This window comes from Aquirufa sp. OSTEICH-129A (genome assembly GCF_054558355.1).
On sequence record NZ_JBPXKC010000001.1, the window covers coordinates 795,567 to 821,192 of the forward strand.

At 40.2% G+C, this 25,626-nt stretch carries 22 protein-coding genes; 13 read left to right on the forward strand and 9 right to left on the reverse strand.

What is annotated here, in order from left to right; genetic code table 11:
* Positions 1 to 135: 135 nt before the first annotated feature.
* The gene (locus SKC36_RS03565) at positions 136 to 1,224 is read right to left on the reverse strand and encodes a complex I subunit 1/NuoH family protein (protein WP_459453153.1); all 1,089 of its coding nucleotides are present in this window, start codon (positions 1,222 to 1,224) and stop codon (positions 136 to 138) included.
* Positions 1,225 to 1,227: 3 nt separating this feature from the next.
* Positions 1,228 to 2,391 carry a trans-sulfuration enzyme family protein gene (locus tag SKC36_RS03570; protein ID WP_459464631.1) on the reverse strand — a complete coding sequence of 388 codons (1,164 nt, stop codon included), beginning with the start codon at positions 2,389 to 2,391 and terminating at the stop codon, positions 1,228 to 1,230.
* Between the two features lie 202 nt (positions 2,392 to 2,593).
* Between SKC36_RS03570 and SKC36_RS03575 the strand changes: the two genes are divergently transcribed.
* From SKC36_RS03575 to SKC36_RS03595, 5 genes are all read left to right on the forward strand, one after another.
* Positions 2,594 to 3,955, forward strand: coding sequence for a 3-keto-disaccharide hydrolase (locus SKC36_RS03575; RefSeq protein ID WP_459453155.1), 1,362 nt, complete (start codon positions 2,594 to 2,596; stop codon positions 3,953 to 3,955).
* Between the two features lie 29 nt (positions 3,956 to 3,984).
* On the forward strand, positions 3,985 to 5,319 hold the full coding sequence (locus tag SKC36_RS03580) for a Gfo/Idh/MocA family protein (protein ID WP_459453156.1): 1,335 nt from the start codon (positions 3,985 to 3,987) through the stop codon (positions 5,317 to 5,319).
* Positions 5,320 to 5,458: 139 nt separating this feature from the next.
* Entirely contained in the window at positions 5,459 to 6,232 is a 774-nt protein-coding gene (locus SKC36_RS03585) for a PASTA domain-containing protein (RefSeq protein WP_459464633.1), read from the forward strand.
* A 4-nt stretch (positions 6,233 to 6,236) separates the two neighbouring features.
* The gene (locus SKC36_RS03590; RefSeq protein ID WP_459453157.1) at positions 6,237 to 6,536 is read left to right on the forward strand and encodes a rhodanese-like domain-containing protein; all 300 of its coding nucleotides are present in this window, start codon (positions 6,237 to 6,239) and stop codon (positions 6,534 to 6,536) included.
* Position 6,537: 1 nt separating this feature from the next.
* The gene (locus SKC36_RS03595; RefSeq protein ID WP_459464635.1) at positions 6,538 to 6,819 is read left to right on the forward strand and encodes a rhodanese-like domain-containing protein; all 282 of its coding nucleotides are present in this window, start codon (positions 6,538 to 6,540) and stop codon (positions 6,817 to 6,819) included.
* Positions 6,820 to 6,897: 78 nt separating this feature from the next.
* On the opposite strand, the gene miaA is transcribed toward SKC36_RS03595, so the two are convergent.
* The 4 genes from miaA to SKC36_RS03615 form a co-directional block, all read right to left on the reverse strand.
* Complete coding sequence (miaA, locus tag SKC36_RS03600; RefSeq protein ID WP_459453159.1) at positions 6,898 to 7,809, reverse strand: tRNA (adenosine(37)-N6)-dimethylallyltransferase MiaA; 912 nt, start codon at positions 7,807 to 7,809, stop codon at positions 6,898 to 6,900.
* On the reverse strand, positions 7,806 to 8,465 hold the full coding sequence (locus SKC36_RS03605) for a hypothetical protein (protein WP_459453160.1): 660 nt from the start codon (positions 8,463 to 8,465) through the stop codon (positions 7,806 to 7,808). Before SKC36_RS03605 ends, miaA begins: the two co-directional genes overlap by 4 nt.
* Positions 8,466 to 8,474: 9 nt before the next feature.
* A complete protein-coding gene (locus SKC36_RS03610) occupies positions 8,475 to 10,148 on the reverse strand; it encodes a sodium/sugar symporter (protein ID WP_459453161.1) in 1,674 nt (557 codons plus the stop codon).
* A gap of 96 nt (positions 10,149 to 10,244) precedes the next feature.
* Positions 10,245 to 11,801 (reverse strand): NFACT RNA binding domain-containing protein, encoded by a 1,557-nt coding sequence (locus SKC36_RS03615; protein ID WP_459464637.1) that lies wholly within the window; start codon positions 11,799 to 11,801, stop codon positions 10,245 to 10,247.
* Positions 11,802 to 11,827: 26 nt separating this feature from the next.
* Between SKC36_RS03615 and SKC36_RS03620 the strand changes: the two genes are divergently transcribed.
* From SKC36_RS03620 to SKC36_RS03630, 3 genes are read left to right on the forward strand one after another with little or no spacing between them, the layout of a single operon-like run.
* Complete coding sequence (locus tag SKC36_RS03620) at positions 11,828 to 12,418, forward strand: IMPACT family protein (RefSeq protein ID WP_459464639.1); 591 nt, start codon at positions 11,828 to 11,830, stop codon at positions 12,416 to 12,418.
* A gap of 18 nt (positions 12,419 to 12,436) precedes the next feature.
* Positions 12,437 to 13,276, forward strand: a complete 840-nt coding sequence (locus SKC36_RS03625) for a fumarylacetoacetate hydrolase family protein (protein ID WP_459453164.1) — start codon at positions 12,437 to 12,439, stop codon at positions 13,274 to 13,276.
* On the forward strand, positions 13,276 to 14,766 hold the full coding sequence (locus SKC36_RS03630) for an aldehyde dehydrogenase (NADP(+)) (protein WP_459464641.1): 1,491 nt from the start codon (positions 13,276 to 13,278) through the stop codon (positions 14,764 to 14,766). The genes SKC36_RS03625 and SKC36_RS03630 overlap by 1 nt, the downstream gene beginning before the upstream one ends.
* A 114-nt stretch (positions 14,767 to 14,880) precedes the next feature.
* Here the strand turns inward: SKC36_RS03630 and clpB are convergent, their stop codons facing one another.
* Positions 14,881 to 17,484, reverse strand: a complete 2,604-nt coding sequence (clpB, locus tag SKC36_RS03635; RefSeq protein ID WP_459464643.1) for an ATP-dependent chaperone ClpB — start codon at positions 17,482 to 17,484, stop codon at positions 14,881 to 14,883.
* Between the two features lie 116 nt (positions 17,485 to 17,600).
* On the reverse strand, positions 17,601 to 20,900 hold the full coding sequence (locus SKC36_RS03640; RefSeq protein WP_459464645.1) for a PAS domain S-box protein: 3,300 nt from the start codon (positions 20,898 to 20,900) through the stop codon (positions 17,601 to 17,603).
* 25 nt (positions 20,901 to 20,925) lie between these two features.
* Between SKC36_RS03640 and rsmA the strand changes: the two genes are divergently transcribed.
* Genes rsmA through SKC36_RS03665 form a run of 5 tightly spaced genes read left to right on the forward strand, consistent with a single transcriptional unit; the run spans position 20,926 to position 24,917 of the window.
* Complete coding sequence (rsmA, locus tag SKC36_RS03645) at positions 20,926 to 21,756, forward strand: 16S rRNA (adenine(1518)-N(6)/adenine(1519)-N(6))-dimethyltransferase RsmA (protein WP_459464647.1); 831 nt, start codon at positions 20,926 to 20,928, stop codon at positions 21,754 to 21,756.
* A 60-nt stretch (positions 21,757 to 21,816) separates the two neighbouring features.
* On the forward strand, positions 21,817 to 23,193 hold the full coding sequence (mgtE, locus tag SKC36_RS03650) for a magnesium transporter (RefSeq protein ID WP_459453169.1): 1,377 nt from the start codon (positions 21,817 to 21,819) through the stop codon (positions 23,191 to 23,193).
* Between the two features lies 1 nt (position 23,194).
* Positions 23,195 to 23,650: a D-aminoacyl-tRNA deacylase gene (gene dtd, locus SKC36_RS03655; RefSeq protein WP_459453170.1), complete on the forward strand. Its 456-nt coding sequence runs from the start codon at positions 23,195 to 23,197 to the stop codon at positions 23,648 to 23,650.
* Complete coding sequence (locus SKC36_RS03660) at positions 23,647 to 23,976, forward strand: nucleotide pyrophosphohydrolase (protein ID WP_459453171.1); 330 nt, start codon at positions 23,647 to 23,649, stop codon at positions 23,974 to 23,976. Before dtd ends, SKC36_RS03660 begins: the two co-directional genes overlap by 4 nt.
* Positions 23,973 to 24,917, forward strand: a complete 945-nt coding sequence (locus SKC36_RS03665; RefSeq protein ID WP_459464649.1) for an NAD(P)-dependent oxidoreductase — start codon at positions 23,973 to 23,975, stop codon at positions 24,915 to 24,917. Before SKC36_RS03660 ends, SKC36_RS03665 begins: the two co-directional genes overlap by 4 nt.
* Here the strand turns inward: SKC36_RS03665 and SKC36_RS03670 are convergent.
* Positions 24,914 to 25,603, reverse strand: coding sequence for a hypothetical protein (locus tag SKC36_RS03670; RefSeq protein WP_459464651.1), 690 nt, complete (start codon positions 25,601 to 25,603; stop codon positions 24,914 to 24,916). The two genes, SKC36_RS03665 and SKC36_RS03670, sit on opposite strands and share 4 nt — an antisense overlap.
* Positions 25,604 to 25,626: the final 23 nt, after the last annotated feature.

The following is a 25,626-nucleotide window of genomic DNA, read 5'->3' on the forward strand; positions in this document are numbered from 1 at the left end:
GGACTGGGAATAGCTTTTGTGAAAGATGAAAAGACAACATAAAACGCAAAAGACTCTGGTAAAGAGTTTTATCATACTTTGGTTTGAGGTAATAAAATCAATGTTACGTATAATCCTTGAGATGGGGAAATGGAATTACATGAACATCGACCAAATGGAGGATATTGCGACGAAAACCAAAGCGGCCGGAGTTAATACTTTCCAACACAAATACATCAACTGGTCCACACGTAAACGTGGCAAGGTCCAACGAACCCACATTTGTAAAGCAATTAACAGGTAAGTTTTTAGCATGAGCCAAACAAAACCGATGAGAGTGGCACTTAAAGTTCCAGGAGTTCCATTGGTCCAATCAGCTAATCGCAGACTTCCTACATTGGGAAAAGGAGAATACCAGGCACCCCAAAAAAGGATAACACCCAGAACACTAACCAGCAGCATCATTCCGTATTCTGACAAAAACAATAATGCCCAACGCATACCAGCGTATTCTGTATGAAAGCCGCCTACCAGCTCAGATTCTGCCTCAGGAATATCAAAAGGAGCCCGATTAGCCTCGGCTAAACTAGCGATAAAAAACAAAATGAATAGGAAAAAAAAGAAAGGTACACGTACCACATTCCAGGTTAATATCCCGCCTACCTGGGTAACATCCCAGTTTAAAAAAGATAATCCAAAAAGGTAATTGGTCTTAGGACTAAAAACCCCTTGTTGCATGGCAATATCTTGCAAATTCAGACTAGAGGATATTAATACCACACAAAGAATACTTAATCCCATGGGGATCTCATAAGAGATTAATTGAGCGGCTGAACGAATTGCTCCAAGTAAAGAATATTTGTTATTGGATGTCCAGCCCGCCAATAAAATCCCCAAGGAATCTAAAGAAACAATGCCCATGAGCAACATGATGCCCATTTCGGTTTGACTTCCTTGCAAAAAACTACCGGAACTGAGGGGAATCACTGAAAATGAACCAAATACCGCTAGAAATATAATCCAGGGGGCAAATAAGAACAATTGCTTTTGGGCGGACGCGGGAACAATATCCTCCTTTTGAAATAACTTCAATAAATCAGCAAAAACTTGCAATAAGCCCCACTTCCCAACTTCCATTGGGCCCAAACGGTCCTGCATAAACGCAGAGAGTTTACGTTCTACGTAAACACCTACGACCACATTGATAGTCAGTAATACCAAACATACCACTAGGGCTATCCACATGGATTAAAGCTGATTTAACGCGTTTAAAAAATCTTCTTTTAAATCTTCAATCGCCTCCAAACCTACCGCCACTCGTACTAATCCATCGGTGATGCCTACAGCAGCCCGATCTTCCGCAGATAACTTGGAGTGAGTTGTAGAAGCAGGATGAGTTAAAATAGTACGTGTATCTCCCAAATTGGGTGAAATAGACACCACTTGAAGCAATTGACTTAATTTTTGTACTTTCTCAAAACCTCCTTTGATATCCAAAGTAAGAATACCTCCCCCATATTTCATTTGCTTTTTAGCCAATTCATATTGTGGATGGCTTTTCAAGAAAGGATATTTTACCGCATGAACGGCAGGATGCCCATCTAAGGCTTCTGCCAAGGCTAAGGCATTTTCAGCGTGTTTTTGCATGCGTAGATCCAATAATTCCAAACTCTTGGACAATATCCAAGCGTTAAATGGAGATAAGGACGGCCCTGTATGGCGAGCAAAGAAACGAATTTCAGCAATGTATTCAGCTTTTCCGCAAATAACTCCCCCCAAAACACGACCTTGACCATCGATGTATTTAGTGGCTGAATGTATGACTAAATCAGCACCTAAATCCAAAGGAGTTTGTAAAATTGGGGTTGCGAAACAGTTGTCTACGGCAAGAATAATATCCTTTCCTTGCTTTAACGCAGCTAATTCCGCAATATCGATTAAATCCAAACCGGGATTGGAAGGGCTTTCACAGAAAAAGAATTTGGTATTATCCTTGATAGCAGCTTCCCATGCTTTGATATCATGACCATCTACAAATGTGCATTCTATGCCCCATTTGGCAGTAATTTTTGTTAAGATTTGAATCGCCGAACCAAAAAGTGCATTGGATGCAATCACATGATCTCCTTGCTTCAACAAACCCGCCATGGATGAAAAAATAGCCGCCATTCCAGTAGAAAAAGCCAATCCAGCTTCGGCATTTTCCAGCATACACATCTTCTCTACAAACTCATCCACGTTGGGATTTTGGTAACGAGAATAAATATTCCCAGGAATCTCCTCCGCAAAAATAGCCCTACCTTGCTCTGAATCCTCAAAGGTAAAACTAGAGGTCAGGTACAATGGCACTGAGTGCTCACGGTTATGTGAACGCTTAGCTTGAATACGGATGGCTTGAGTTTGTTTCTTCATATAGGCTAAATTTAATCTACAAATTTAATGGAATAGACCGAATATCAAATTTAATATTTCTGAAGCGGGCTGGTATAAAAAGAAGCTCAAAATGGAATAAGGTCAAGACCCTACAGAAAATTAAGAGGATTAATTCCCGGAATTTGAGTAAATCAATTCTTTTTTGGACTTTTACGGGTAATTAATACATTTAAAAGAAACTATGAAGAAATTATTTACACTACTCCTTGCTTTAGGGGTAATGATGCCAGTTTTGGCTCAAAATGAACAATGGACCAATCTTTTTGATGGTAAAACGTTCAAAGGATTCAAACAATTAAACGGTCAAGCCAAATACGAAGTCAAAAATGGCGTCATGGTGGGCACAACCGTAGCTAATACTCCCAATTCTTTCATGGCCACAGAAAAAGAATATGGTGACTTTATTTTAGAAGTAGACCTAAAGGTTGACAACTCCATGAATTCAGGTATTCAAATACGTAGCCTTTCCTCTCCAGATGTAATGAATGGCCGCGTACATGGTTACCAAGTGGAAATAGATCCTTCAGATCGTGCTTGGTCAGGTGGATTGTATGATGAAGCCCGTAGAGGTTGGTTATACCCAGTTGAGAAAAATGTAGAGGCTAAAAAAGCCTTCAAAAAAGGAGAATGGAACCACTATCGTATAGAGGCTATCGGAAATACTATTCGTACTTGGGTAAATAATATCCCAGTTACCTACTTAGTAGATGATATGACTGCCAAAGGATTTATTGCTTTCCAAGTACATGCCATAGGTAAAGATCAAAAAGAAGGAACGCAAGTGATGTGGAAAAACATCAAGATTCAAACTGGAAGTCAGATGCGTCCTCGTCCATTGGATAAGACTACTCCTGTTGAAAATTATACCCTAAACACGCTTTCTCCACAAGAAGAGGCTCAAGGTTATAAATTATTGTTCAACGGTAAAGATTTGAGCGGCTGGCGTTCAGCTTTTAAAACAACAGCACCTCCATCGGTTTGGACTGTTGAATCTGATGGTACTTTGCACGTGAATAGTAAAGGTGGAAAAGAATCAGGAAATGGTGGTGATATTTTAACCAATGAACAATTCGGAGCTTTTGAATTGGTTTTTGATTTCAAATTAACCGAAGGGGCCAATTCTGGGGTGAAGTATTTCGTAGATGAATCGTATAACTCAGGTATGTCAGCCATCGGTTTAGAATATCAAGTATTGGATGATGAAAAGCATCCAGATGCTAAATTAGGTACCGAAGGAAACAGAACTTTGTCTAGTTTATACGACTTGATTCCTTCAGACAAAGACAAACGGTCTATCAAAAAGATTGGTGATTGGAACCGTGGACGAGTAGTAGTTTATCCGAATAACGTAGTACAGCATTGGTTAAACGGATATAAAGTGCTTGAATATGTTCGCGGAAGTAATATTTATAAAGTATTAGTAGCTCATAGTAAATACAACAAATGGCCAGGTTTTGGTATGAAGGCAAAAGGTCCTATCTTGTTGCAAGAGCATGGTGATTCGGTATTTTACAAGAACATCAAAATCAGAGAAATTAAATAACAAACGATACCTCAAAAATAATTTTTAACATGAAAAGAAGAGATTTCATCCAAAAGAGCGCTGTTGCCTCCCTTGGAACATTTGCCTTCAGTCCAAAATCTTACAGCAAGATTCTGGGAGCAAATGACCGTGTTCGTGTAGCCTGTGTAGGTTTTTCTGACCGTCACCGTTCTTCCCACGTTCCTCCATTCAAAATTTTACAAAAAGAAATGAATTTTGAAATGGTAGCAGTATCTGACCTTTGGAACCGCAGACGTGAAGAAGGTAAGGCTTATCTGGAATCCCAATTAGGAAGTAAAATCACTACTTACCGAAATAACGACGAATTATATGCGGCTAAAGGAGTAGATGCCGTATTTATCTCCACTGCCGATTTCCAACATGCATTACACACCATCGAAGCCGTAAAAGCAGGTTGTGATGTTTATGCAGAGAAGCCTTTGGCAGAAACCATGGAAGATGCTCGTGCGGTATTAAAAGCTGTAAAAGAATCGGGTAAAATTGTACAGATTGGTTCTCAACGCCGTAGTGGTGCCAACTACTGGGCTGCGGATGAATTCATCAAGTCAGGCAAATTTGGCGATATCAAAATGGTGGAATTGATGTGGAACGTGAATCAGCCAGGTCGTTGGAGAAGAGTGAACCTTTGCAAAGACTTAAAAGAATCCGATATCGATTGGAACCGTTTCTTGATGAACCGTCCTAAAGACTCATTCGATCCTCGTAAATACTTAGAGTACCGTTTATTCTGGCCATATTCCTCAGGAATTCCAGGTCAGTGGATGTCTCACCAAATTGATACCGTACACTGGTTCTCTGGCTTAGCTCATCCACGTTCGGCGGTTTCTAATGGAGGTATTTACCAATGGAACGACGGACGTAAGAATGCAGATACCATGACTACTGTATTTGATTACGGCCCAGCAGATCAACCAAACAAAGGCTTCCAAGTAAGCTTTACGTCTCGTTTCTCTAACTCAGCAGGTGGAACGAAAGAAATTTACTATTCAAATGGTGGTGAATTAAACTTAGATACCAACATGATTTCTCCTAATGGAGGATTGACAGAAGGTGAAGCTAGAGGCATGGGTATGCAAGCGAATTTGTTACCTACTTTGAAAATTGAAGGCCCTAAAGTAGAAACAGGTTCTAACACGGGTGGTGATAGCTTGACTTTTGAGCACATCAAAAACTGGATGCAATGCGTACGTTCACGTAAAACGCCAAATGCTCCTATCGAAGCAGGTTACCAACACTCAATTGCTACGATCATGGCCAATGCGGCTTACCGTACAGGAGAGCGTGTTACTTTCAACGAGAAGACACAAGAAGTAATGGCAGGTTCAAAAGTATTCAAATACTAAGAATAGCTAATTTTAATGAACCGGGTGGTGAAACACTACCCGGTTTTTTTATGTCAAATTCGTAGATTGGCCTAACAAAATGGGTTTTTGTTTTCCCGACAATTCCCTAACTTGCATGCATTATTTGAACGCATCCCTCATGATGAAAATCCCTACCCAAACCAAAAAAGATCTGTACACGCACATCGCGATTCTGATCTCCTTATTTCTGGTTTTATTTTTCGGGTTCTTTTTTGTGTATTTACCTTGGAGCACCCACCATGGGGAAACCATCAAAGTGCCAAATTTGAAGGGAATGACCATGGAAAAAATGGAAGAATTGGTGGATGCTAATGATTTAACCTACGAAATTTCCGACTGTACTTTTACGGCAGATAAACCTCCCTTGACGATTTTATCCCAATATCCTTTGCCTAATGCCTTGGTGAAATCGGGTCGTAAAATTTACATCACCATCAATTCCGAGACCCCTCCTACCATCAAAATGCCGGGCCTAATTGGGCTATCAGTAAGAAGTGCGGAGCAGCAGCTGTTAATTTCTGGTCTGAGAAAAGGCATAGTGCATGAAATCAATGACCCACGAGTGAAGGAAGTGATTGAAATGCAAGTGAATGGACGCAAGATTGAAGCTGGGGCTATTATACCAAAGGGAACCATGGTTGATTTGTTTATTGGAAACGGAACGGCCAATGTAGAAATGGAATTACCCGATTTAGTAGGTAAACCTTTGGATGAAGTCAATATTATTTTGGCAGGTATGAACCTGACCGTCGGTAAAATTTATTACGAGGCCAACGAAGAATTTCAACCGGGTGTGGTATTTAAACAGGTATGTGCTACCTGCACCGGAACAAGTATTCACCCGGGAGATACCATCGACCTTTGGGTAGTTGGCGGAGGAGAAAACCAATAATCACATGGATATTACAATAGAAGAATTAAAGGAAAGAATGGATAAAAATGAGTCTTTGTACATCATTGACGTCCGTGAAGAACATGAATTTGATGAGTTCAATATTGGAGCTCAATTGATTCCATTGGGAGAATTACCCGAGCGTTTAGATGAGATTGAAGCTGATAAAGATGCGGAAATCATTGTGCATTGTCGCTCAGGCGCACGTTCTGGTCGTGCCAAAGAATATTTAAGCAGTGAAGGGTACAGCAATGTCCGTAATTTAATTGGCGGCATGCTCGCTTGGCAGGCAGCTGGATATTAAGATGCAATCCATTTCGGCGGTTCAATTCAAAGAACAATTCAGCCATTTACACCTCCTAGATATTCGTACGCCCCGCGAGTGGGATGAATTCAATCTGGGAGGTGTTCATATTCCTTTAGATCAGGTATTGGAGCGCATCGAAGAGCTCCGAACCCTACCCCAACCCATCACCATTCTTTGCTATAACGGCACCCAGAGCAGCATCGCTTGTCGACTTCTTTCAGCGAAAGGTATTTCATGCCAGAATCTGGAGGGTGGATTAGAGGCGTATTTGGGCTTATGAGGTAATGTGAACTTAAGATTTGTCAAATTTTGAAAATTTGACAAATCTGCACCGCCTCCATTCTTCATTCTTCATTCTTCATTCTTCATTCTTCATCCTCCTCAAAACTTCCCCCTTCACATCATCCGGATGTAAAAATTGAAACTCTCCTTGGTGTCTGAACCAAGTCAACTGTTTTTTGGCATAATGACGGCTATTTCGCTTCAGTAAGCGAATCATTTCTTTTTCATCGTATTCGCCTCTCAAATGCGCATAAACTTCCTTATAGCCCAAGGTTTTGAGCGCATACAAATGCTGGTAATCCTGATAGTGCTTGGCTTCTTCCACCAAACCTTGAGCCAACATCATATCCATTCGTTGATCGATGCGGGCATACAATTCTTCTCTTGGCCTATCCAAACAAATTTTTATGGCGTGGAAAGGGCGTTCTACGGATTGTTTTTTACGAAAATCAGAATATGGTTTTCCTGTCGAGAGGCATACTTCCAAAGCCCGAACAATACGTTGAGGATTTTGGGCATCTACTTGAGCAGCGTATTCTGGGTCTAAATCCTGTAACTGTTTCCTCAAAGGCGCTATTCCCTCGGTCAATAATTGTTGATTCAATTGTTCTCTCAGGGCTAAGTCCACCTCGGGCATTTCATCCAAACCCTCCAATAAGGCTTTGATGTACAAACCTGATCCACCCGTTAAAATCACGACCTCATGCTGTTGGAATAATTCCTCCAACAGAATTAAAGCCTCTCGTTCAAAATCTCCGGGTGAGAAATATTCTTGTATCGAATGAGAATCGATGAAATGATGTTTGATTCCACCTTGTTCCTCTAGACTGGGTTTGGCAGTACCGATGGACAATTCCCGATAAAACTGGCGGGAATCCGCGGAGATGATCTCTGTTTTTAACTGTTTGGCTAACTCCACACAAAGAGCCGTTTTACCCACCGCCGTAGGGCCTGCAATCACCAATAAAATGGGTTGTTTTACCTTCATTGAATCTTCACTTTTTGGGTATATTTCCTGACAAAGCGTCCAATCAATGGACCCACGATGATGCCAGGTAATAACCAAAAAACAAAGGAAGGAATAAATTGAGGGAAAATGGAACTATTCACCACTAAAAATGCAGTCAATGAAGCAATGTACGTCCCCATCATCCGCTGAATGTGGTTGGAAAGCCATGCTAGCTTGATGCTATAAGCTGATTGTTTAAATCGGTAATCTTGATAGACAAAACGCAAGCCAATAAAACCGAATGTAAGAAAAACCAAACCGAAAATTTGAGATTTAAAAAGTAAATAAGCTCCAAATCCGATGAAAATCAGTCCAAAAATGAGCATAAATACGCTTATCACATAATCAAAAAACTGAGCCTGTTGCTCTTTCTTTTTAAACCGAAGGTAGCGTTTGGCACTCAAATTCATGTATAAGGTAAAAATCCCGACTATGAATAAAAAGTAATTGGGATGGATGATGGCCATAAGCAAAGATGTAGCACCAGCAAGGCACATACCCCCATAAAAAAGAAGGCCCAGCTTCCGATGGTTCCGATCCCCTTTTCTTAGAAAAAGAATCAAAGTTCCCACCAACAAGCCTAGGCCTCCTCCAGCAATATGTAAACATAAAAGAATTTGAAATACTTCTTTCATGTTTTGAGTTTACCAGAAATAGGTATATAAGAAAGTCAAAATGGTACAAATAACCACCGATCCTACAATGAAGGAAGGAGATAATTTGAACATACTCGCGTCGATTTCTAAGCCCTTTGGATTGTTTTTGCTTTCTGGATCTGCCAATGAAATAATCACCATACAAGTCACACAAAAGATAAATACCCAAGCCATACGATCCATGAATGGAATCATCATGCGGCCTGTTTCATCTGGGAAAGAAGAATAGAACATACACTCCGTTACACCTGTCCAAGAAGGTATGTATTTTGTCAAAATAGAGAAAGTAACTCCACCCAATAATGCAACCAATGCTGCTTTAGATGTGGCACGCTTCCAGAAGAAACCTAGGGTAAACAAGGCAAAAATACCTGGAGAAACATAGCCCGTATATTCTTGAATAAACTCAAAACCACCTTTTTTATCGATTCCCATCATAGGAGCCACAATCACCGATGTAACCATAGCACCTACTACCGCAAAGCGACCAACGTTCACTAATTTCTTTTCAGAAGCGTTCGGGTTGATGTATTTCTTATAAATATCTAAGGTGAAAATGGTAGAAATGGAATTGGCTTTACCTGCCATAGAAGCTACCACCGCTGCCGTTAAAGCTGCAAACGAAAGACCTTTTAATCCTGTTGGCAACAAATTCAATAATACAGGATAGGCATTATCCTTATTTAAGACACCGTCTTTTAACATCTCTGTTTGGAACATCCCGTCTTTATATAATAAATAAGCGGCAATTCCAGGTAATACTACAATGATTGGCATCATCAACTTCAAGAAAGCAGCAAATAAAATACCGTTTCTAGCCGTTTTTAAGTCGGCACCCAAGGCTCTTTGGGTAATGTATTGATTACATCCCCAATAGTTCAAATTGATAATCCACATACCACCAATCAAAACCGCTAAACCTGGTAAGCTTGGGTAATTTGGATTTCCCTTTTGTAAAATCATGTGGAAATGCTCAGGAGCCTTGGTCAATAAGTGATTAACGCCGTCAACCACACCTGAACCACCGAAACGGTCAGTCACCATATTCAAGGCTAAATAAGAAGTTGCTAAACCTCCTAAGACCAAGAACACCACTTGAATCACATCGGTATAACCAATTACTTTCATACCACCCAAGGTGATGAAAATAGCAAATACCGACATACCGATCATACATACGGTAAAGTCAACACCCGAGATGGTAGTTACAGCCAAAGCCCCTAAATACAAAATAGATGTTAAGTTAACGGTAATGTATAACATCAACCAGAACACGGCCATGATCAAACTAACCGTAGGGCTATAGCGTTGAGTCAAGAATTGAGGCATGGTAAAAATCTTGTTCTTCAAATAAATAGGCATGAAGAAAATCGCCACAATTAACAAGGTGGCAGCAGCCATCCACTCATAGGTGGCAATGGCTAATCCTAATCTAAAACCATCTCCTGAGGTACCAATAAACTGCTCAGCGGAGATATTAGAGGCGATTAATGAGGCTCCAATAGCCCACCAAGTCAATGAACCTTCTGCTAAAAAGAAGTCGTTGGAATTAGAAATTTTTGATTGTCTTTGTTTATAAATCCAGTAACCATATCCGGAAACAACGATAAAATAAAAGAGGAACACGAGGTAATCGAGTAATTGTAAACCTTGAGATTGCATAGTTTTTCTTAAAGTGAATGGGTCAAAAGTTTACTAATTTAGAGGAATCCGAAGGAAAATAAAAAAATATTGCAGAATAGTTAGACAAAATGTAATTTAATCTATTCTAGTGGGTGGTACTAAAATTACTTCTTCTCGGTCTACAATCACTTGACCGGGTAATAAATCTTTAGTCTTTCTAATGTACTTTTTTGAGCTGATAATCACCGGGCATAAACTCTCATGTTGCCTTTTAGAAAAATGCGCAGCCAAGCCAGCGGCCTCCTCGATAACTGATTTGGGAACTACCTTTTGTTGGGGATTGCGAATCACCACATGAGAACCTGCAACATCCCGAGCATGCAACCAAACATCCTGACGCTTGGTATACTTCATGGTTAACAAATCATTGTTTTTAGCATTTCTTCCCACCCAAACGGTCCAACCTTGTATATCAAAAACTCGAAAAGGAATTTCTTCTGCAGCTTTTTGTGATGTATCCTTAGTCAACAATGGAATGAAAGCCTTCAATTGTTTACGAGAAGTGGCTTGTTGAACTTGTTGCCAGCGCTCCTCCCAAACTTGAATTTCGGCTTTTTTACGGTCGACTTGTTCCTGCCAATGAGCTAACTCTTTGGTAAAGTTTTTCGACTTCCTGTAATAATTCTCAGCATTTTGAGAGGCCGTTAAACTAGCATTTAGTTTAATTTTAATGGTGGTATCTCGGTAAAAATCAGGTAATTCCACCGAGCTAACATTGGCAGGAATCAAATGCAGATGTGCCATAATGATGTTAGCCATTTCTTCATAAGGAACACTAGCGCCTCGTTTATTACCTTGATTTTCTAAATCTTGAAGGTAGAGCCGCGTTTTATCCTGCGCTCTTTGAAAAAATGCCAGAAGCTGATTTTTCTCTTTGAGAAACTTCCCAATGGAATAATGAAATTTATATAGTGCATTTAAAGCCTCCAAAGGATCATGGCCAACATACAAAGCTTCGCCTTTGGATTTTAATAGACTTAAATAGATTCCATCCTCACGATGATACACGTATATCGTAGGTTCTTCTAATTCGGCAAGCAAAGATTGTATGAGTTCCCAACGAGATTTCAAATTAGCCTCCTCAAAACCCAAACCTAATAAATGAGATTTTATCTCCTTTCCAAAAGTAGGAAAAAGGGTTTGCCACTCCCCGTCTTGGTTTTGAAAGGCCTCCCAACTTTGATCTAAAGGCCGATGAATAGAAGCCAAAGATAATTCTGAATCCTTTTTTAGGCGAGATTGAAAAAGACTTTGGTACTCAGCATCACGGTACAGGATGATATTTGCCCGATTGCCATACATTTTAAACAAAAGCACAAAATCTCCTAAAAAATGAATGCTAAAAGCTCTTTCATTCTCATACATTTCAACTTCCTGTACCTCAGCCAATAAAACATCCGAAAACAAATCAACGGAATTCCTTCCTGCTCTGTGAAAGGTTTCTAGAAACTGAAAGCAAGAAAAAGTTGGGCCCAAGCAACATTTGATCCAAAAATCTTCGCCATTCTGACGTTCAAACCCCAACACCAATTCATCTTTTTCTTGAGAGAAACATTGCTTCAATCGTGCATACATCAATTTTTGACGTAGGTTCGAAGCCAACACGCGCAAGAAATAATAATTATTGTGCATAAATTGCGGGGAATTTAATCGTCTTCATGTCTCAGCAAGATTCCTATTTAACCATTGCCTCGCCTTCTGAAGGTCTATACAAAGATAAAGGAAGTAAATTCATCGGCATGGCTTATCCCGTGAAAGATCTGGAAGAAATTAAAATGCGCCTGCAAGAATTAGCGGTACTTCACCCCAAAGCTCGGCATATTTGTTATGCTTATCGCTTAGGATTTAGTCCAGAAGAAGCCCGATCTAACGACGATGGAGAACCAGCGGGAAGTGCCGGGAAACCTATTTTGAATACCATTCTGTCTCAAAAATTACACTATGTTTTCATTGCCGTGATTCGATATTTTGGAGGTACCTTACTGGGAGTTCCTGGCTTAATACATGCTTACAAAGAAGCTAGTTTGGATGCTTTGTCTCAAGCGGAAATCATCGAGTATGAACCCTTAGTGGAAGAAGAAATTCGATTTCCGTATTCTGAATTAAATGAGGTGATGAAAATCTGTAAAAAATTGCCAATTCGAATACTAAATCAAAAAATTGACAATCTTTGTACTTTCAATCTTTCATTCACTCAAAGAAATGCTTCCGAAGTCATGAAAGCCCTTGAAAAAATAAGCCGACTATAATACATAAACCTATTTCAAATGAACTATTTTAAACTGTACCGTACTCCTCACGGACATGTCATTCAATCCAGTAATTCGGATAAATCAATTTTTCATCAAGCCAGCTCTTGGGATGATTTCATCAATCAAGAAAACTTATTTGATGCTTGTGCCTCCGCTTTTGCCCATGGTACCGAAGTGAATTTTGGTGATATTCATTTATTGCATCCAGTAGACCAGCAAGAAATTTGGGCGGCGGGAGTTACCTATTTGCGAAGCAAAGTGGCTAGAATGGAAGAATCCAAAGATTCAGGAGGAGATACATTTTATGATAAGGTATATTCTGCTCCAAGACCAGAGATTTTTTACAAAGGAAATAGCCATAGGGCCGTAGGTCATGGAGGCAAAGTAAGAATTCGTAAAGATTCAGCCTGGAATGTACCAGAGCCAGAATTAACGCTTTTCATCAATTCCCAAGGTAAATTAGCCGGCTATACCATAGGTAATGACATGAGTTCGCGTGATATTGAAGGCGAAAACCCTTTGTATTTACCCCAGGCTAAAGTTTATGATGGTGCAGCGGGAATTGGACCCTGTTTATTGGTGACCGACCAAGCCTTGGCACCTGAGACAGTGATTGACATGCGTATTTTCCGGGATGGTATTGAGGTTTTCCAAGGTGATACTCAAATATCTCAAATGAAAAGAACTCATGCGGAATTAGTGGAATTTCTGACCAGAGAGATGAGCTTTGCAAAGGGTACTTACCTCATGACCGGAACCTGCGTGGTACCTGATTATCCTTTCACCTTGCAGTCTGGCGATCGCATTGAAATTCAAATTGAACCCATCGGAACTTTAATTCAAATTGTAGCATAATGAACCTTACAGGTGAACAAATCATAGGAAAATCATTTTCCAAACTAGGTACAAGTACATTTCAAGGCATGCAAGCTGATTCTGGCATAGCCATTTCGACTCCATTTTATGAAGCTACCAAAGCTGAAATTGACTTGGCAGTAGCCAAAGCCAAATCGGCATTTGCTAGCTTAAGAAAAATATCGGATGAAAAAAGAGTCGCATTTTTAGAGGCTATCGCAGAGGAAATCAATGCCCTTGGAGATCCCTTAATCGAAATGGCCTGCCTTGAAGCAGGATTACCTACGGCACGAATCCAAGGCGAGCGTGGTCGAACCACAGGACAGGTCCTGGCTTTTGCTAATTTCATTAAAAATAAAGCTTGGGTAAATCCCATAGATGACCCTGCCCTTCCTGAGCGTCAGCCATTACCTAAACCTAGCTTATTTCAAAAACAAATCCCCTTAGGTCCCGTAGCTGTATTTGGGGCAAGTAATTTCCCATTGGCCTTTTCTGTGGCAGGTGGTGATACCATGTCGGCCTTGGCCGCTGGCTGTCCAGTGGTATTCAAAGCACATCCTGCTCACCCTAACACTTGTGAGATGGTTGGAAGAGCTATTCAGGCTGCTGCACAAAAAACGGGAATGCCCGAAGGCATATTTTCTTTAGTGCATACCACGTCCCATGAATTAGGAGGATATTTAGTACAACATCCCGACATTCAAGCCGTGGCATTCACAGGATCTTATCGTGGAGGAAAAGCCTTATATGATTTAGCGGTGAGAAGACCGAACCCAATCCCAGTTTATGCTGAAATGGGCAGCATTAATCCGGTGGTTTTACTTTCTGAAGGATTAGCTGCAAACGGTGCTAGCCTTGCGGCCAATTTCAGTCAATCTGTTTGTTTAGGTCAAGGTCAATTCTGTACCAATCCAGGCCTAATCGTCATCAAGAAAGCAGACCAGGCATTTTTAAAGGATTTGGCAGCACAATTAGACACCATGCCTTTGAATGCTTTTTTAACTCAAGGAATAGCCCAAGCATATAAAAATGGCTGTCAAAAGTTAGACCAGCATGCTGACGTACAACGTTACACGACTCAGGATATCCCTTCGCCCAGCTTATTTGTGACTACCGCCAAAGCGGCCATGAAAGACCAAGAAATTTTAGAAGAGGTTTTTGGTCCAAGTACCTTAGCTGTGTTGGTAGAAGACGAAGCAGAGCTTATTGCCTTTATTGAATCATTGCCAGGTCAATTAACAGGGACTATTCATGGAACCTTGGAAGAGATTAAGGCATTTCCCGAATTGATTGAGGCATTAAGCCTTCGAGTGGGCCGAATTTTGTTAAATGGCTTCCCTACGGGTGTGGAAGTTTCTCCAGCCATGGTGCATGGAGGACCATTTCCTGCCACCAGTGATTCAAGAGGAACCTCGGTAGGGACACAAGCTATTTACCGCTTTACACGTCCAATTTGCTACCAAAATTTTCCAGCTGATTTAATCAATTAATTGATACAATAAACTCGATTTTCTCAACGTTGGCAAGGTTTGGAACCTTGACAACGTTACAAAAAAAATAGCCTGAGAATTTATTCTCAGGCTACCTATTTTTACCCCAATATGTTAGACTACTTCAGGATTGGGTACATTTTCGAAGACAATATTTCCAGCTGCATCTAAATCCATCAATACGGCTGAATCCTTTTTCACTTTGCCAGAAAGTATCTCTTTCGATAATTCATTTAAAACCGCACGTTGAAGTACTCGCTTCATTGGTCTTCCTCCATAATTAGGATCATATCCATCTTTGGCCAATTTAGATAATACTTCATCTGTAGCCTCCAAAGTGATTTGTTGATCCGCCAATCGACGTTGGATTTCTTTAAACTGAATACCCAAAATCTTACGAGCATGTTCCTCAGACAATGGTTCAAACAATACCACCTCATCCACTCGGTTCAAAAACTCTGGACGAACTACTTGTTTCAACAAAGTCATCACTTCTTCCTTCGTCTCATCCATTATTATCTGGTTATTCCATCCTTCCATTTGTCCCATCTTCTCCTGAATCAAATGACTACCAATATTGGAGGTCATAATGATGATAGTATTCTTGAAATTGGCAGTTCTTCCCTTATTATCGGTCAATCGACCCTCATCTAAGACCTGCAATAAGATATTCCAAACATCCGGATGGGCCTTTTCTATCTCATCCAACAAGACCACCGAATAAGGTTTCCTACGTACGGCTTCTGTCAATTGTCCCCCTTCATCATATCCCACATATCCCGGAGGCGCTCCTATCAAGCGACTCACCGCATGACGCTCTTGGTACTCTGACATATCTATGCGTACGATAGCATTCTCATCATTAAATAAATAAGAAGCTAAAGACTTCGCTAATTCTGTTTTACCTACTCCCGTTGTACCTAGAAATATAAAAGAGCCTATCGGTTTACGAGGGTCTTGTAAGCCAGCTCTGGAGCGACGAACCGCATCTGAAACCAACTCAATCGCTTGATCTTGACCAGCTACTCGCTTGTGCAATTCATCTTCTAGGTGTAAAAGCTTATCGATCTCCGTCTGCAACATTTTACTTACCGGAATTCCCGTCCATTTTGCCACCACCTCTGCTACATTCTCGGCAGTCACTTCTTCTTGCAACATGGTATTCTCTCCTGAAGAAGCCGATTGTAAGTCTTTTAATTTTTGTTCGGACTCAACCAAACGGCCATAACGAATCTCCGCAACTTTACCATAATCACCTTGACGCTCCGCTTGTTCTGCTTCCAACTTCAACTTATCTATCTTCTCTTTTTCAGAACGAATGGTATCTAAGACCGATTTTTCCGATTGCCAACGAGCCTTTAAAGCATCACGCTTTTCAGATAAATCTGCCAAATCCCGACTTAAAATCGTTTCCTTTTCTTTATTATTCTCACGGCGAATGGCTTCTCTTTCAATCTCCAATTGCATGATTTTACGTTGTATATCATCAATTTCCTCTGGAACAGAATCGATTTCCAAGCGCATTTTTGCAGCAGCCTCATCAATTAAGTCAATGGCCTTATCGGGCAAAAAACGATCGGAGATATAGCGATTTGATAATTCCACCGCAGCAATCACAGCATCATCTTGAATACGCACCCCATGGTGTAATTCATACTTATCTTTGATACCACGTAAAATGGAAATCGCATCAGCCACATCAGGTTCCTCCACCATCACTGATTGAAAACGACGCTCTAAAGCTTTATCCTTCTCAATGTATTTTTGGTATTCTTTCAAAGTAGTTGCCCCTATCGCATGCAATTCACCGCGAGCCAAAGCTGGTTTCAATAAATTGGCCGCATCCATGGCTCCTTCTCCTCCTCCACCCGCACCAATCAAGGTATGAATTTCATCGATGAACAAAACAATCTCCCCATTGGAATCCGTCACCTCCTTGATAACCGCTTTTAGACGCTCTTCAAATTCTCCCTTATATTTGGCTCCTGCCACCAATAAACCCATATCCAAGGACATGATAATCTTAGATTTTAGGTTTTCTGGCACATCACCTGACACAATTCTTTGAGCTAAACCTTCTACAATCGCCGTCTTACCTACCCCCGGCTCTCCCAATAAAATAGGGTTATTCTTCGTTCTGCGGGATAAAATCTGCAAGACACGACGAATCTCCTCATCCCGACCAATCACTGGATCTATTTTCCCAGCTTTGGCTAAATCATTCAAATTCTTACCGTATTTTTCTAAGGATTGGTAAGTACCCTCTGCATGTGGATCGTTCACTTTTCTATTTCCTCTAAGTTCTACAATGGCATTTTTTAACGAAGTGGTATTGAGGCCCAAAGATTTCAAAGCATCCGCTACGGCGTCATTACCATCCAGCAAAGAAATAAACAAAACCTCTACGCTGACATAGGAATCCCCCATGGTCTCTTTCCATTTCTCCGCCTTTTGAAGGGATTGTTGCAATCCATTACTCAAAAAGGGCTCTCCGGAAACCTTGGGATAAGAACTAATAATTTTACTTAGCTTTTCTTGAATTTGATGAGCAGCTACACCCAACTTTTTCAGCAAAAATGAAACCGTTTGGGTATCATCTTGCAAGATGGCCGCCAACAAGTGACCTGTTTCAATGGCTTGTTGGCCAGCATTGGTAGCCAATTCCACCGAATTTTGAATCACTATACTCGCTTGGGAAGTGTAATTTTTAGGATTCATCTGTTTATTTACAATTTGACCTCTATCAATCAAATGTTAATCCACAGTACGAAATCGGAAATAATGACTTATTTACCCCTTGAATTATTTCAAAAACACGCCATTTTGTCCGAAAATCAAGCATATTGAACTTGAACAGCCGATTCAAATCGATTAAGCGCTTGCTTTAATAGCGCTATTTCCAGTTCAAATTCCTGGAAATCACAGACCTTGGCTTTACCCTCGATTTTCCTACATAAGGCGTAAACCTCAGCAGCTCCTAAAGTCCCTGAATTGCCTTTTAAGGTGTGTAATTCTGATTGAACCCCCTTACAGTCATTCTGATGGTAAAAATTTTCAGCATCGATAATCTGCTGTTTGGCCTCATGAATAAAATCACATAACATACTTTTCACAAAACCTTCATCACCACCCGTAGCTTCCAATAAAGAATCTAAGGCTTCCTGATCCACGGGATTTAAGGATTGAGTTTCAGAAACAGTCACCTGCTTTGCATGAGGTTTCACTCCTTGCCTAACCCAATGATTCACCATTTGAATCAATTGCTGAGCGCGGATTGGTTTAGCTAAATAATCATCCATTCCTACCGCCAAAAACCTCTCTCTATCCTCCTTCATGGCATAGGCTGTCATGGCTACTATCGGAGGTAAACTTGCTAAACCCAATTGTTTCAAATGCTGGGTCGTCTGCATTCCGTCCATTTCAGGCATTTGAATATCCATCAAAATCAAATCAAACTCATGCGTCTTACTTAATAAATTTATAGCATCCCGTCCGCTAGAAGCTGTTTGAACAGTACATCCCGCCTTTGCTAAAATTTGAGAAGCTACCTTTCGATTCGTAGAATTATCATCCACCAGCAAAACATGAGGCTGAATATCTTCTAATTTGCCTTGTATCACAAACTTATCCGCCTCCTTATTTCTTTGGACCAACTCCTGTTTACCTACCTTCAAATGGACTTTAAACCAAAAAGTACTTCCTTTGCCCAAAGTAGATTCTACCCCAATATCGCCCTGCATCATTTTACAGAACTCACGAGAAATGGCCAAGCCTAATCCAGTACCCCCATACACTTTGGAGGTAGAATTATCCAGCTGCTGAAATGCGTTGAATAATATTTTTAAATTTTCTGGACTGATTCCAATGCCCGTATCTTGAACCTTTACGACTAAATCCAAAGACTCTGCTGTAATATTCTCTCCCGACACATCGATACTTACCTTGCCATGCTCCGTAAATTTTAATGCGTTGGAAGTCAAATTGGACAGAATTTGCAATAAACGGGTCTCATCGGCAATAACTACTTCGGGTAAATCCTTGGACAAATGATATTCCAAAGTATTTCCTTTCTGACAAGCTACCTGAGAAAATAAAGCCATCAAACGGTCAAGCACATCATCTAAAACAATGTCACTTGGATGAAGAACCATCTTACCTGCTTCAATTTTGGCTAAATCCAAAATGTCATTTAAAATATGAAGTAGCGTTTCTGAGGATTTCTTAATCGTTTGAACATAATCTACCTGATCTTCATTTAATGGGGTATCGCTCAATAAATCCACCATTCCTATCACCCCATTCATGGGCGTACGAATCTCATGACTCATGTTGGCCAAGAATTGTTCCTTCACTTTTAATGAACGCTCTGCTTGTTCACGTGCCTCCACCAAGGCATGTTGGTACTTCTTTAAATCCGTAATATCACGAGCTATTCCTGAAACCTCTTCAATTGTACCATGCTCCAAAAAGATAGGATTTAAATATATTTCTAGCCATTTCTCCTCCCCTGTTTTTGTCAGTAATTCCAATTCAAAATGTTGCTTCTGCCCTCTAAAGGCCATCTTGTATCCTTCCTCCATGCGGCGACGCTCGGGTGGGGCCAACAATTGGAATCCCATTTTTTCGGCACTGATGTTAATTTGAGGACTTATACTGATTTGCTCTACCAATAAATCTGAATATTCATGGTTAAAACTGGTCAAGAATAAACGTTTATTTACCGACCACATTAAGTGAGAACTACCCTCAAAAATGGCGTTTAAACGTGCTGTCTCACGTGCTAAGGCTTCTTCTGCTTGTTTTCTAGCAATGGCTAAAGCTACCTGTCCTGAAATAAAGTCCAATAACTCTAAATCTCGGTTTTCGTATTTATTGGAACGCTCATAGGATTTCACCCCAATAATCCCCGTCACTCGATCACCAATACGTAGAGGTACGCATAACATCACTTTAGGAACTACACCATACAAGTAAATTTTCTTTTCATTGGCCAATTGATGGATGTCATCATCATGCAAAATCAATGGCTTATTGGCCATGATAGCATATTCTGTCAATCCATTTCCTAATTTTCTTTTGGTAAAATGTACCCTGGAATTAAAGTATTCATCCACATAATAGGGGAAATACAGAAAACTTTTTGCGGGGTCATATTGAGCAATAAAGAAGTTTTTTACATCAATAACCTCCCCTAATTGCTTATGGATATTGGAATATAAATCATCTAAATTGGAGGAATTGATGGTAACCTGAGCAATGGACGAGTATAATTTACTGGCTCGCTCGGCACGTACTTTAGCTGTGGAGTTATGTAAAATACAACGAAATGCAGTGGGTACCCCCTTTTCAAATCGACAAGTTGCTGATCCACTGACATATAATCGACGGCCATCCTTTCGTCGGAATACTGCAGTAAATTCAGGTATTTCGTCACCCTTACTGAGCAAATCAAGTTGATTCAGGGTATTGGAAGCAAACTCAGGGTGCAAAACATCCGTCAATTTCAAATCACGGGCCTCGTCTTCGGTATAGCCCATGGTTTCCAACCAAGCTCGGTTAACAAATAAAAAACGTCCTGTAATACCTGTGATTTGGATTAAGTCAGTCGTATTATTTATCAAATCCTGCAATTGAGCATTGGACCTACTTAAAGCTTCACTAACCTTTTTTCGTTCGCTGATATCTTCACCGATGATACTTAAATAGGTTTGCTCGTCTAATTCACTAACAATCGTAGAATTAACTTCCACCCATTTAATTTCTCCTGACTTGGTTACATAGGTTCTTTCCCTCTCTTCAAATAATCCTCCATTGGCTACAGCTTGGTTAAAAGAAGTTCTTCTACCCTGCCTCTCCTCCAAGGGCAATAAGGTGGTAAAAAAATCTTTTCCATTCAATTCGTTTGGCTCATAGCCTAACAATTTATGGGTATAGGCATTGGCATGGGTAATGGTCCCATCCAAAGCCATGATGATTCCAAATAGCTTTAAACTCTCTAGGGTACGGATTAGATTCTCTTTGGCGGAGGTTCCACTGAAAGTCGATTCCGTCATTTCGAGTACATCCAACTGATTTTTCAGTTGCCTAATTTCCTGAATTAATTCATCCTTGGATTTCTGTGCCCAACTTGCCATGGCTTTATTCACAATTTTGCTTACAATGTACAAAAAAGGGCGTAATTTTACTTCCTTAAAGCCCCAAGAGCACGTGCAAGTAAGAGCAAAAAAGAGTTTAGGACAACATTTTTTAAATGATTTAGACGCAGCCCAGCGAATCGTCAATGCCCTGGATCCACAGGGTGCTTACCATAAAGTATTGGAGATTGGACCTGGAATGGGTGTTTTAACTCAATATTTGGTAAAAAAGAAGGATTACGAGACCTATTTAATTGAGATTGACCAAGAGTCAGTAGCTTACCTAAGAAAAAATTATCTGGAGTTTACTGGACCTCGTTTAATAGATGGGGACTTTTTGAGATATCCATTAGAAAATATTTTCGGTGAAGAAAAATTCGCCATCGTTGGAAACTTTCCATATTTCATTTCTACCCAAATATTTTTTAGAATTCTGGAATACAAAGATCAATGTGTGGAAGTAGTAGGAATGCTTCAAAAAGAAGTAGCTGAGCGCCTAGCCGCCAAGCCTGGCAATAAAGATTACGGGATTTTGAGTGTTTTACTTCAAGCCTTCTATGACGTGGAATACCTATTTACCTTAGGGCCAGAGGTGTTCACTCCTCCTCCCAAAGTCAACTCAGGTGTAATTCGTGTGGTGAGAAATTGGGATAAAAAATTAGACTGTGATCCACAGAAGTTCAAACAAGTAGTCAAAATGGCCTTTAATCAGCGTCGTAAGACCTTGAGAAATGCACTGAGAGCCATGCAATTACCCGACCATCCACTTTTAACGAAGCGCGCAGAACAATTAGGTGTGGCTGAATTTACAGAACTAACCGAATTATGGAAAGCCAATGGATATGTAGGTGAATAGGCGAAATCCAGCAAATATTTCTTAATTTAGATACGAAATTTTCAAACCTCAGCGAAATCCATGGAAGTAGTCAACCCACAACACCTTCCGTTTGAACTCACCAAAGAGTTTTTAGAGGAAATCAAATTACTCATCGTTGAGCAATCCAATGAAGCTATTCTAGCCAAAATTGAAGATTTATTTGCCGCAGATATTACGAGTATTTTGGATGAATTAACTGGGGAGGAAGCCAAATACATCGTTCAATTACTGGACACCAAATTAGCTGCTGAAATTATTTCCACCCTAGATTCGGATGACCGAATCAAGTTTTTGAAGAATTTCAATTCCAAAGAAATTGCAGGCTACATCAACGTCATTGATTCCGATGATGCCGTGGATATATTGAATGAACAACCCGTGCGTGTTCGCGAGGAGGTTATTGCCTTGTTGAAAGACCGAGAACAAGCTCGCTTTATCATTGATTTAATGCATTATGATGAAGATTGTGCGGGAGGTTTAATGCAAAAAGAGTTAATAAAAATCAATGTCAAACAAACTGTTACCGAATGTGTAGAGGAAATTCGTAGACAAGCAGAAGACGTTGAGAAAGTATATGCCGTTTATGTGGTTGATGATGATGGTTTATTGATGGGTACCGTTTCCTTGAAAAAAATCATCTTAGCTAAAAGAGGCTCCAAAATTCAGGATGTTTTCGATGCAGATGGTATCGTATCAGTTCAAACCTATGTTTCTGGTGAGGAAGTAGCCGATTTAATGCAAAAATATGACCTAGAGGCCATTCCTGTAGTCAATATACAAGGTCGTTTATTGGGTAGAATCACCATCGACGACATGGTCGATTTTATTACTGAATCGGCACAGGAAGACATTCAAGTCATGGCCGGTATTTCGGAAGACGTAGAGGAAGATGACTCCATTTGGCTCTTGGTACGTTCGCGTTTACCTTGGTTGATTGGTGGTATGGTGGGTAGCTTTTTAGCCGCCAAAATCATTGACCGTTTCGACAGTTCGATTTCATTGATGCCAGCAATTTCTGCATTTATTCCATTGATTGGGTCTACTGGCGGTAACGTAGGAATTCAATCCTCTTCCCTCATTGTACAAAGTTTAGCCGATAAAAGCGGTTTAGATACGACACTTTGGAAACGTCTTCAGAAAGTGTTAATCGTAGCCTTAATCAATGCCTTGATTGCCGCAGCCTTCGCATTTGGCTGTTCTATGTTAGTTGACCACGGTGCCATCATGCTATCTGTTACCGTTTCTCTTTCCTTATTTGCGGTGGTTATGTTAGCTTCGTTGATGGGTACACTTACCCCCTTGGTATTGAATCAATTAAATATTAACCCTGCGGTAGCCAGTGGACCCTTTATTACCACTACCAATGACATATTAGGCTATGGGGTTTATTTCCTCATCGTCTATTTATTGCTGTAAAATGCTAGCGCTTATTCAACGTGTTTCCGAAGCTAAAGTTGAAATTGAGGGTAAAATCAATGCCCAAATTGATCAAGGATTTTTGATTTTATTAGGTATTCATCAAGCTGACACCGAGGCAGATTGTATCTATTTGGCCAATAAAATAAGTTCATTACGCATTTTCTCTGATTCCGAGGGCAAAATGAACTTGGATATAAAAGCGGTGAATGGCCGTATCATTTTGGTAAGTCAATTTACCTTACATGCTCAAACAAAAAAAGGAAACCGACCAAGTTTCATAGAAGCAGCTAGACCCGAACAAGCCATTCCTTTGTACCATCATCTGATTGAACTATTGGAAAAAAATTTGGGCTTTCCTATTCAAACAGGTCAATTTGGAGCAGATATGCAAGTAAGTCTTGTCAATGACGGACCCGTAACAATCATCTTAGATTCTCAACAAGCCAACTCATGACGATACAAGAAGCACAAGAACAAGTAGACCAATGGATCAAGACCGTAGGAGTACGTTATTTCAATGAATTAACCAATATGGCCATGCTGACCGAAGAAGTTGGGGAAGTTGCCCGAATTATAGCTAGGAGGTATGGAGAGCAATCAGAAAAAGAGTCTGATAAACAAAAAGACCTGGGAGATGAAATGGCTGATGTATTATTTGTTTTAATTTGTTTGGCCAATCAAACAGGGATTAATTTAGAAAAAGCATTGGAACAAAACTTAGCTAAAAAAAGCATCCGAGACCAAGATCGCCACCATAATAATCCAAAATTAAAAGCATGAAAATCGTTATTCTAGATGGCTTAGCCTTGTTTCAACATGATATTTCAAGAAATGCTTTATGTGCCTTTGGGGAAGTGGATTTCTATGAAAAAACAAGCGAAGATGAAATCACTTTACGTGATGCTAAGGCCCAAGTTTTAGTAACCAACAAATGCCTAGTCAATGAAAAAGCATTAGCCCATTTTACCTCCTTAAAACTAGTTTTAGTGGCTGCCACAGGCTATAATTCCGTGGACGTTGCTGCTTGTAGGGCCAGAGGTATACAAGTTTCTAATGTACCCGCCTATGGTACTTATTCCGTCGCGCAGCACACACTTGCTTTGCTGTTAGCTTGGAGTAATCGGGTGGAACAACATAATCGCTCGGTTCAAGCGGGAGATTGGAGCCAGAATGATTGGTCATATTCCTTAAGTCCTTTGACAGAATGGGCTGGTAAAAAATTGGGGATCATTGGAATGGGGAATATCGGTAAGTGTTTTGCTCACATGGCTGAAAGTTTAGGTATGAAAATATACTACCACCATACGCGAGATTTACAAATACCTGAATATACTTTTTTATCTAAAAAAGAATTAGCCCAAACTTGTAATGTCATAAGCCTACATTGCCCTTTGACCCCACAAACAAATCTATTGGTCAATGAGGAATTCTTAAGCTGGATGCCAGCTCATGCGATCCTAATTAATAGCTCCAGAGGAGGACTCATTGACTCCACAGCCTTGGCCAATGCCATGCAAAAAAAACAGATTGCCGCAGCGCTATTGGATGTTCTTGACCAAGAACCACCATCAAGCAATCACCCTTTGATAGGAATACCGAACATCTATATAACACCTCACAATGCTTGGCTAAGCCAAGAGGCAAGAATCCGAATCATTCAAAGTCTAAGCAAAACATTAGAAGGATACATGGCAGGAAAAGCCATTAATCAAGTCAATTAAGGCTTTTTCTTTACTTTAGGAATTTGAGTTTTAGTAATATGTGTACCCATGGACTTACCCTCTGATTGGCTAGGCACATAAGGTTTTACTAAGGCCAATTGATCTAAACTTGGATTTAGTTTTTGAATCAATGGATGACGAATGTCAAATTCTGCCTCACCGGAAATCTGGCTATATTCCATATCAGAAAGGCCCTCATGTTTATTTCCTTCATTACTAAATTGAACCACATGAGTTAATTGATCACCACCTAATTTTCCGCCCTCCCAGCTCACTACCATACCACCATTGATCCAATTAAAACCGGATATGGTAAAATTCTTTTGATTCAACTTTTCAACATCTAGCATTTTCAAACCCAGGTATAAGCCAGAATTTGTTTTCCATAAAGATTGTTTTCCAACCACAGAAACATCCAGTATCTGTCCTTGATGGTACATAACATATACTTGTTTGTTCGTATTAGGATATAAAATAGAGCCCCTCAGGGTATCTTCATTTAAAATCCAGCTGGTATCAGCTACAATGGATTCTTTACCGTATTTCGTCTTAAGTCCCGCTAAATCTTGACAAGCTAAGACATCATTCAACAATAAATTCGGGACAAGGGTTTCTTGATTTTCTGAAGTAGAAGATTGGCAAGAAAGTACGGCTAGTAGAACGAAAGAATACAAGAAATTTTTCATATAAAATTAGATACGGTCAATCT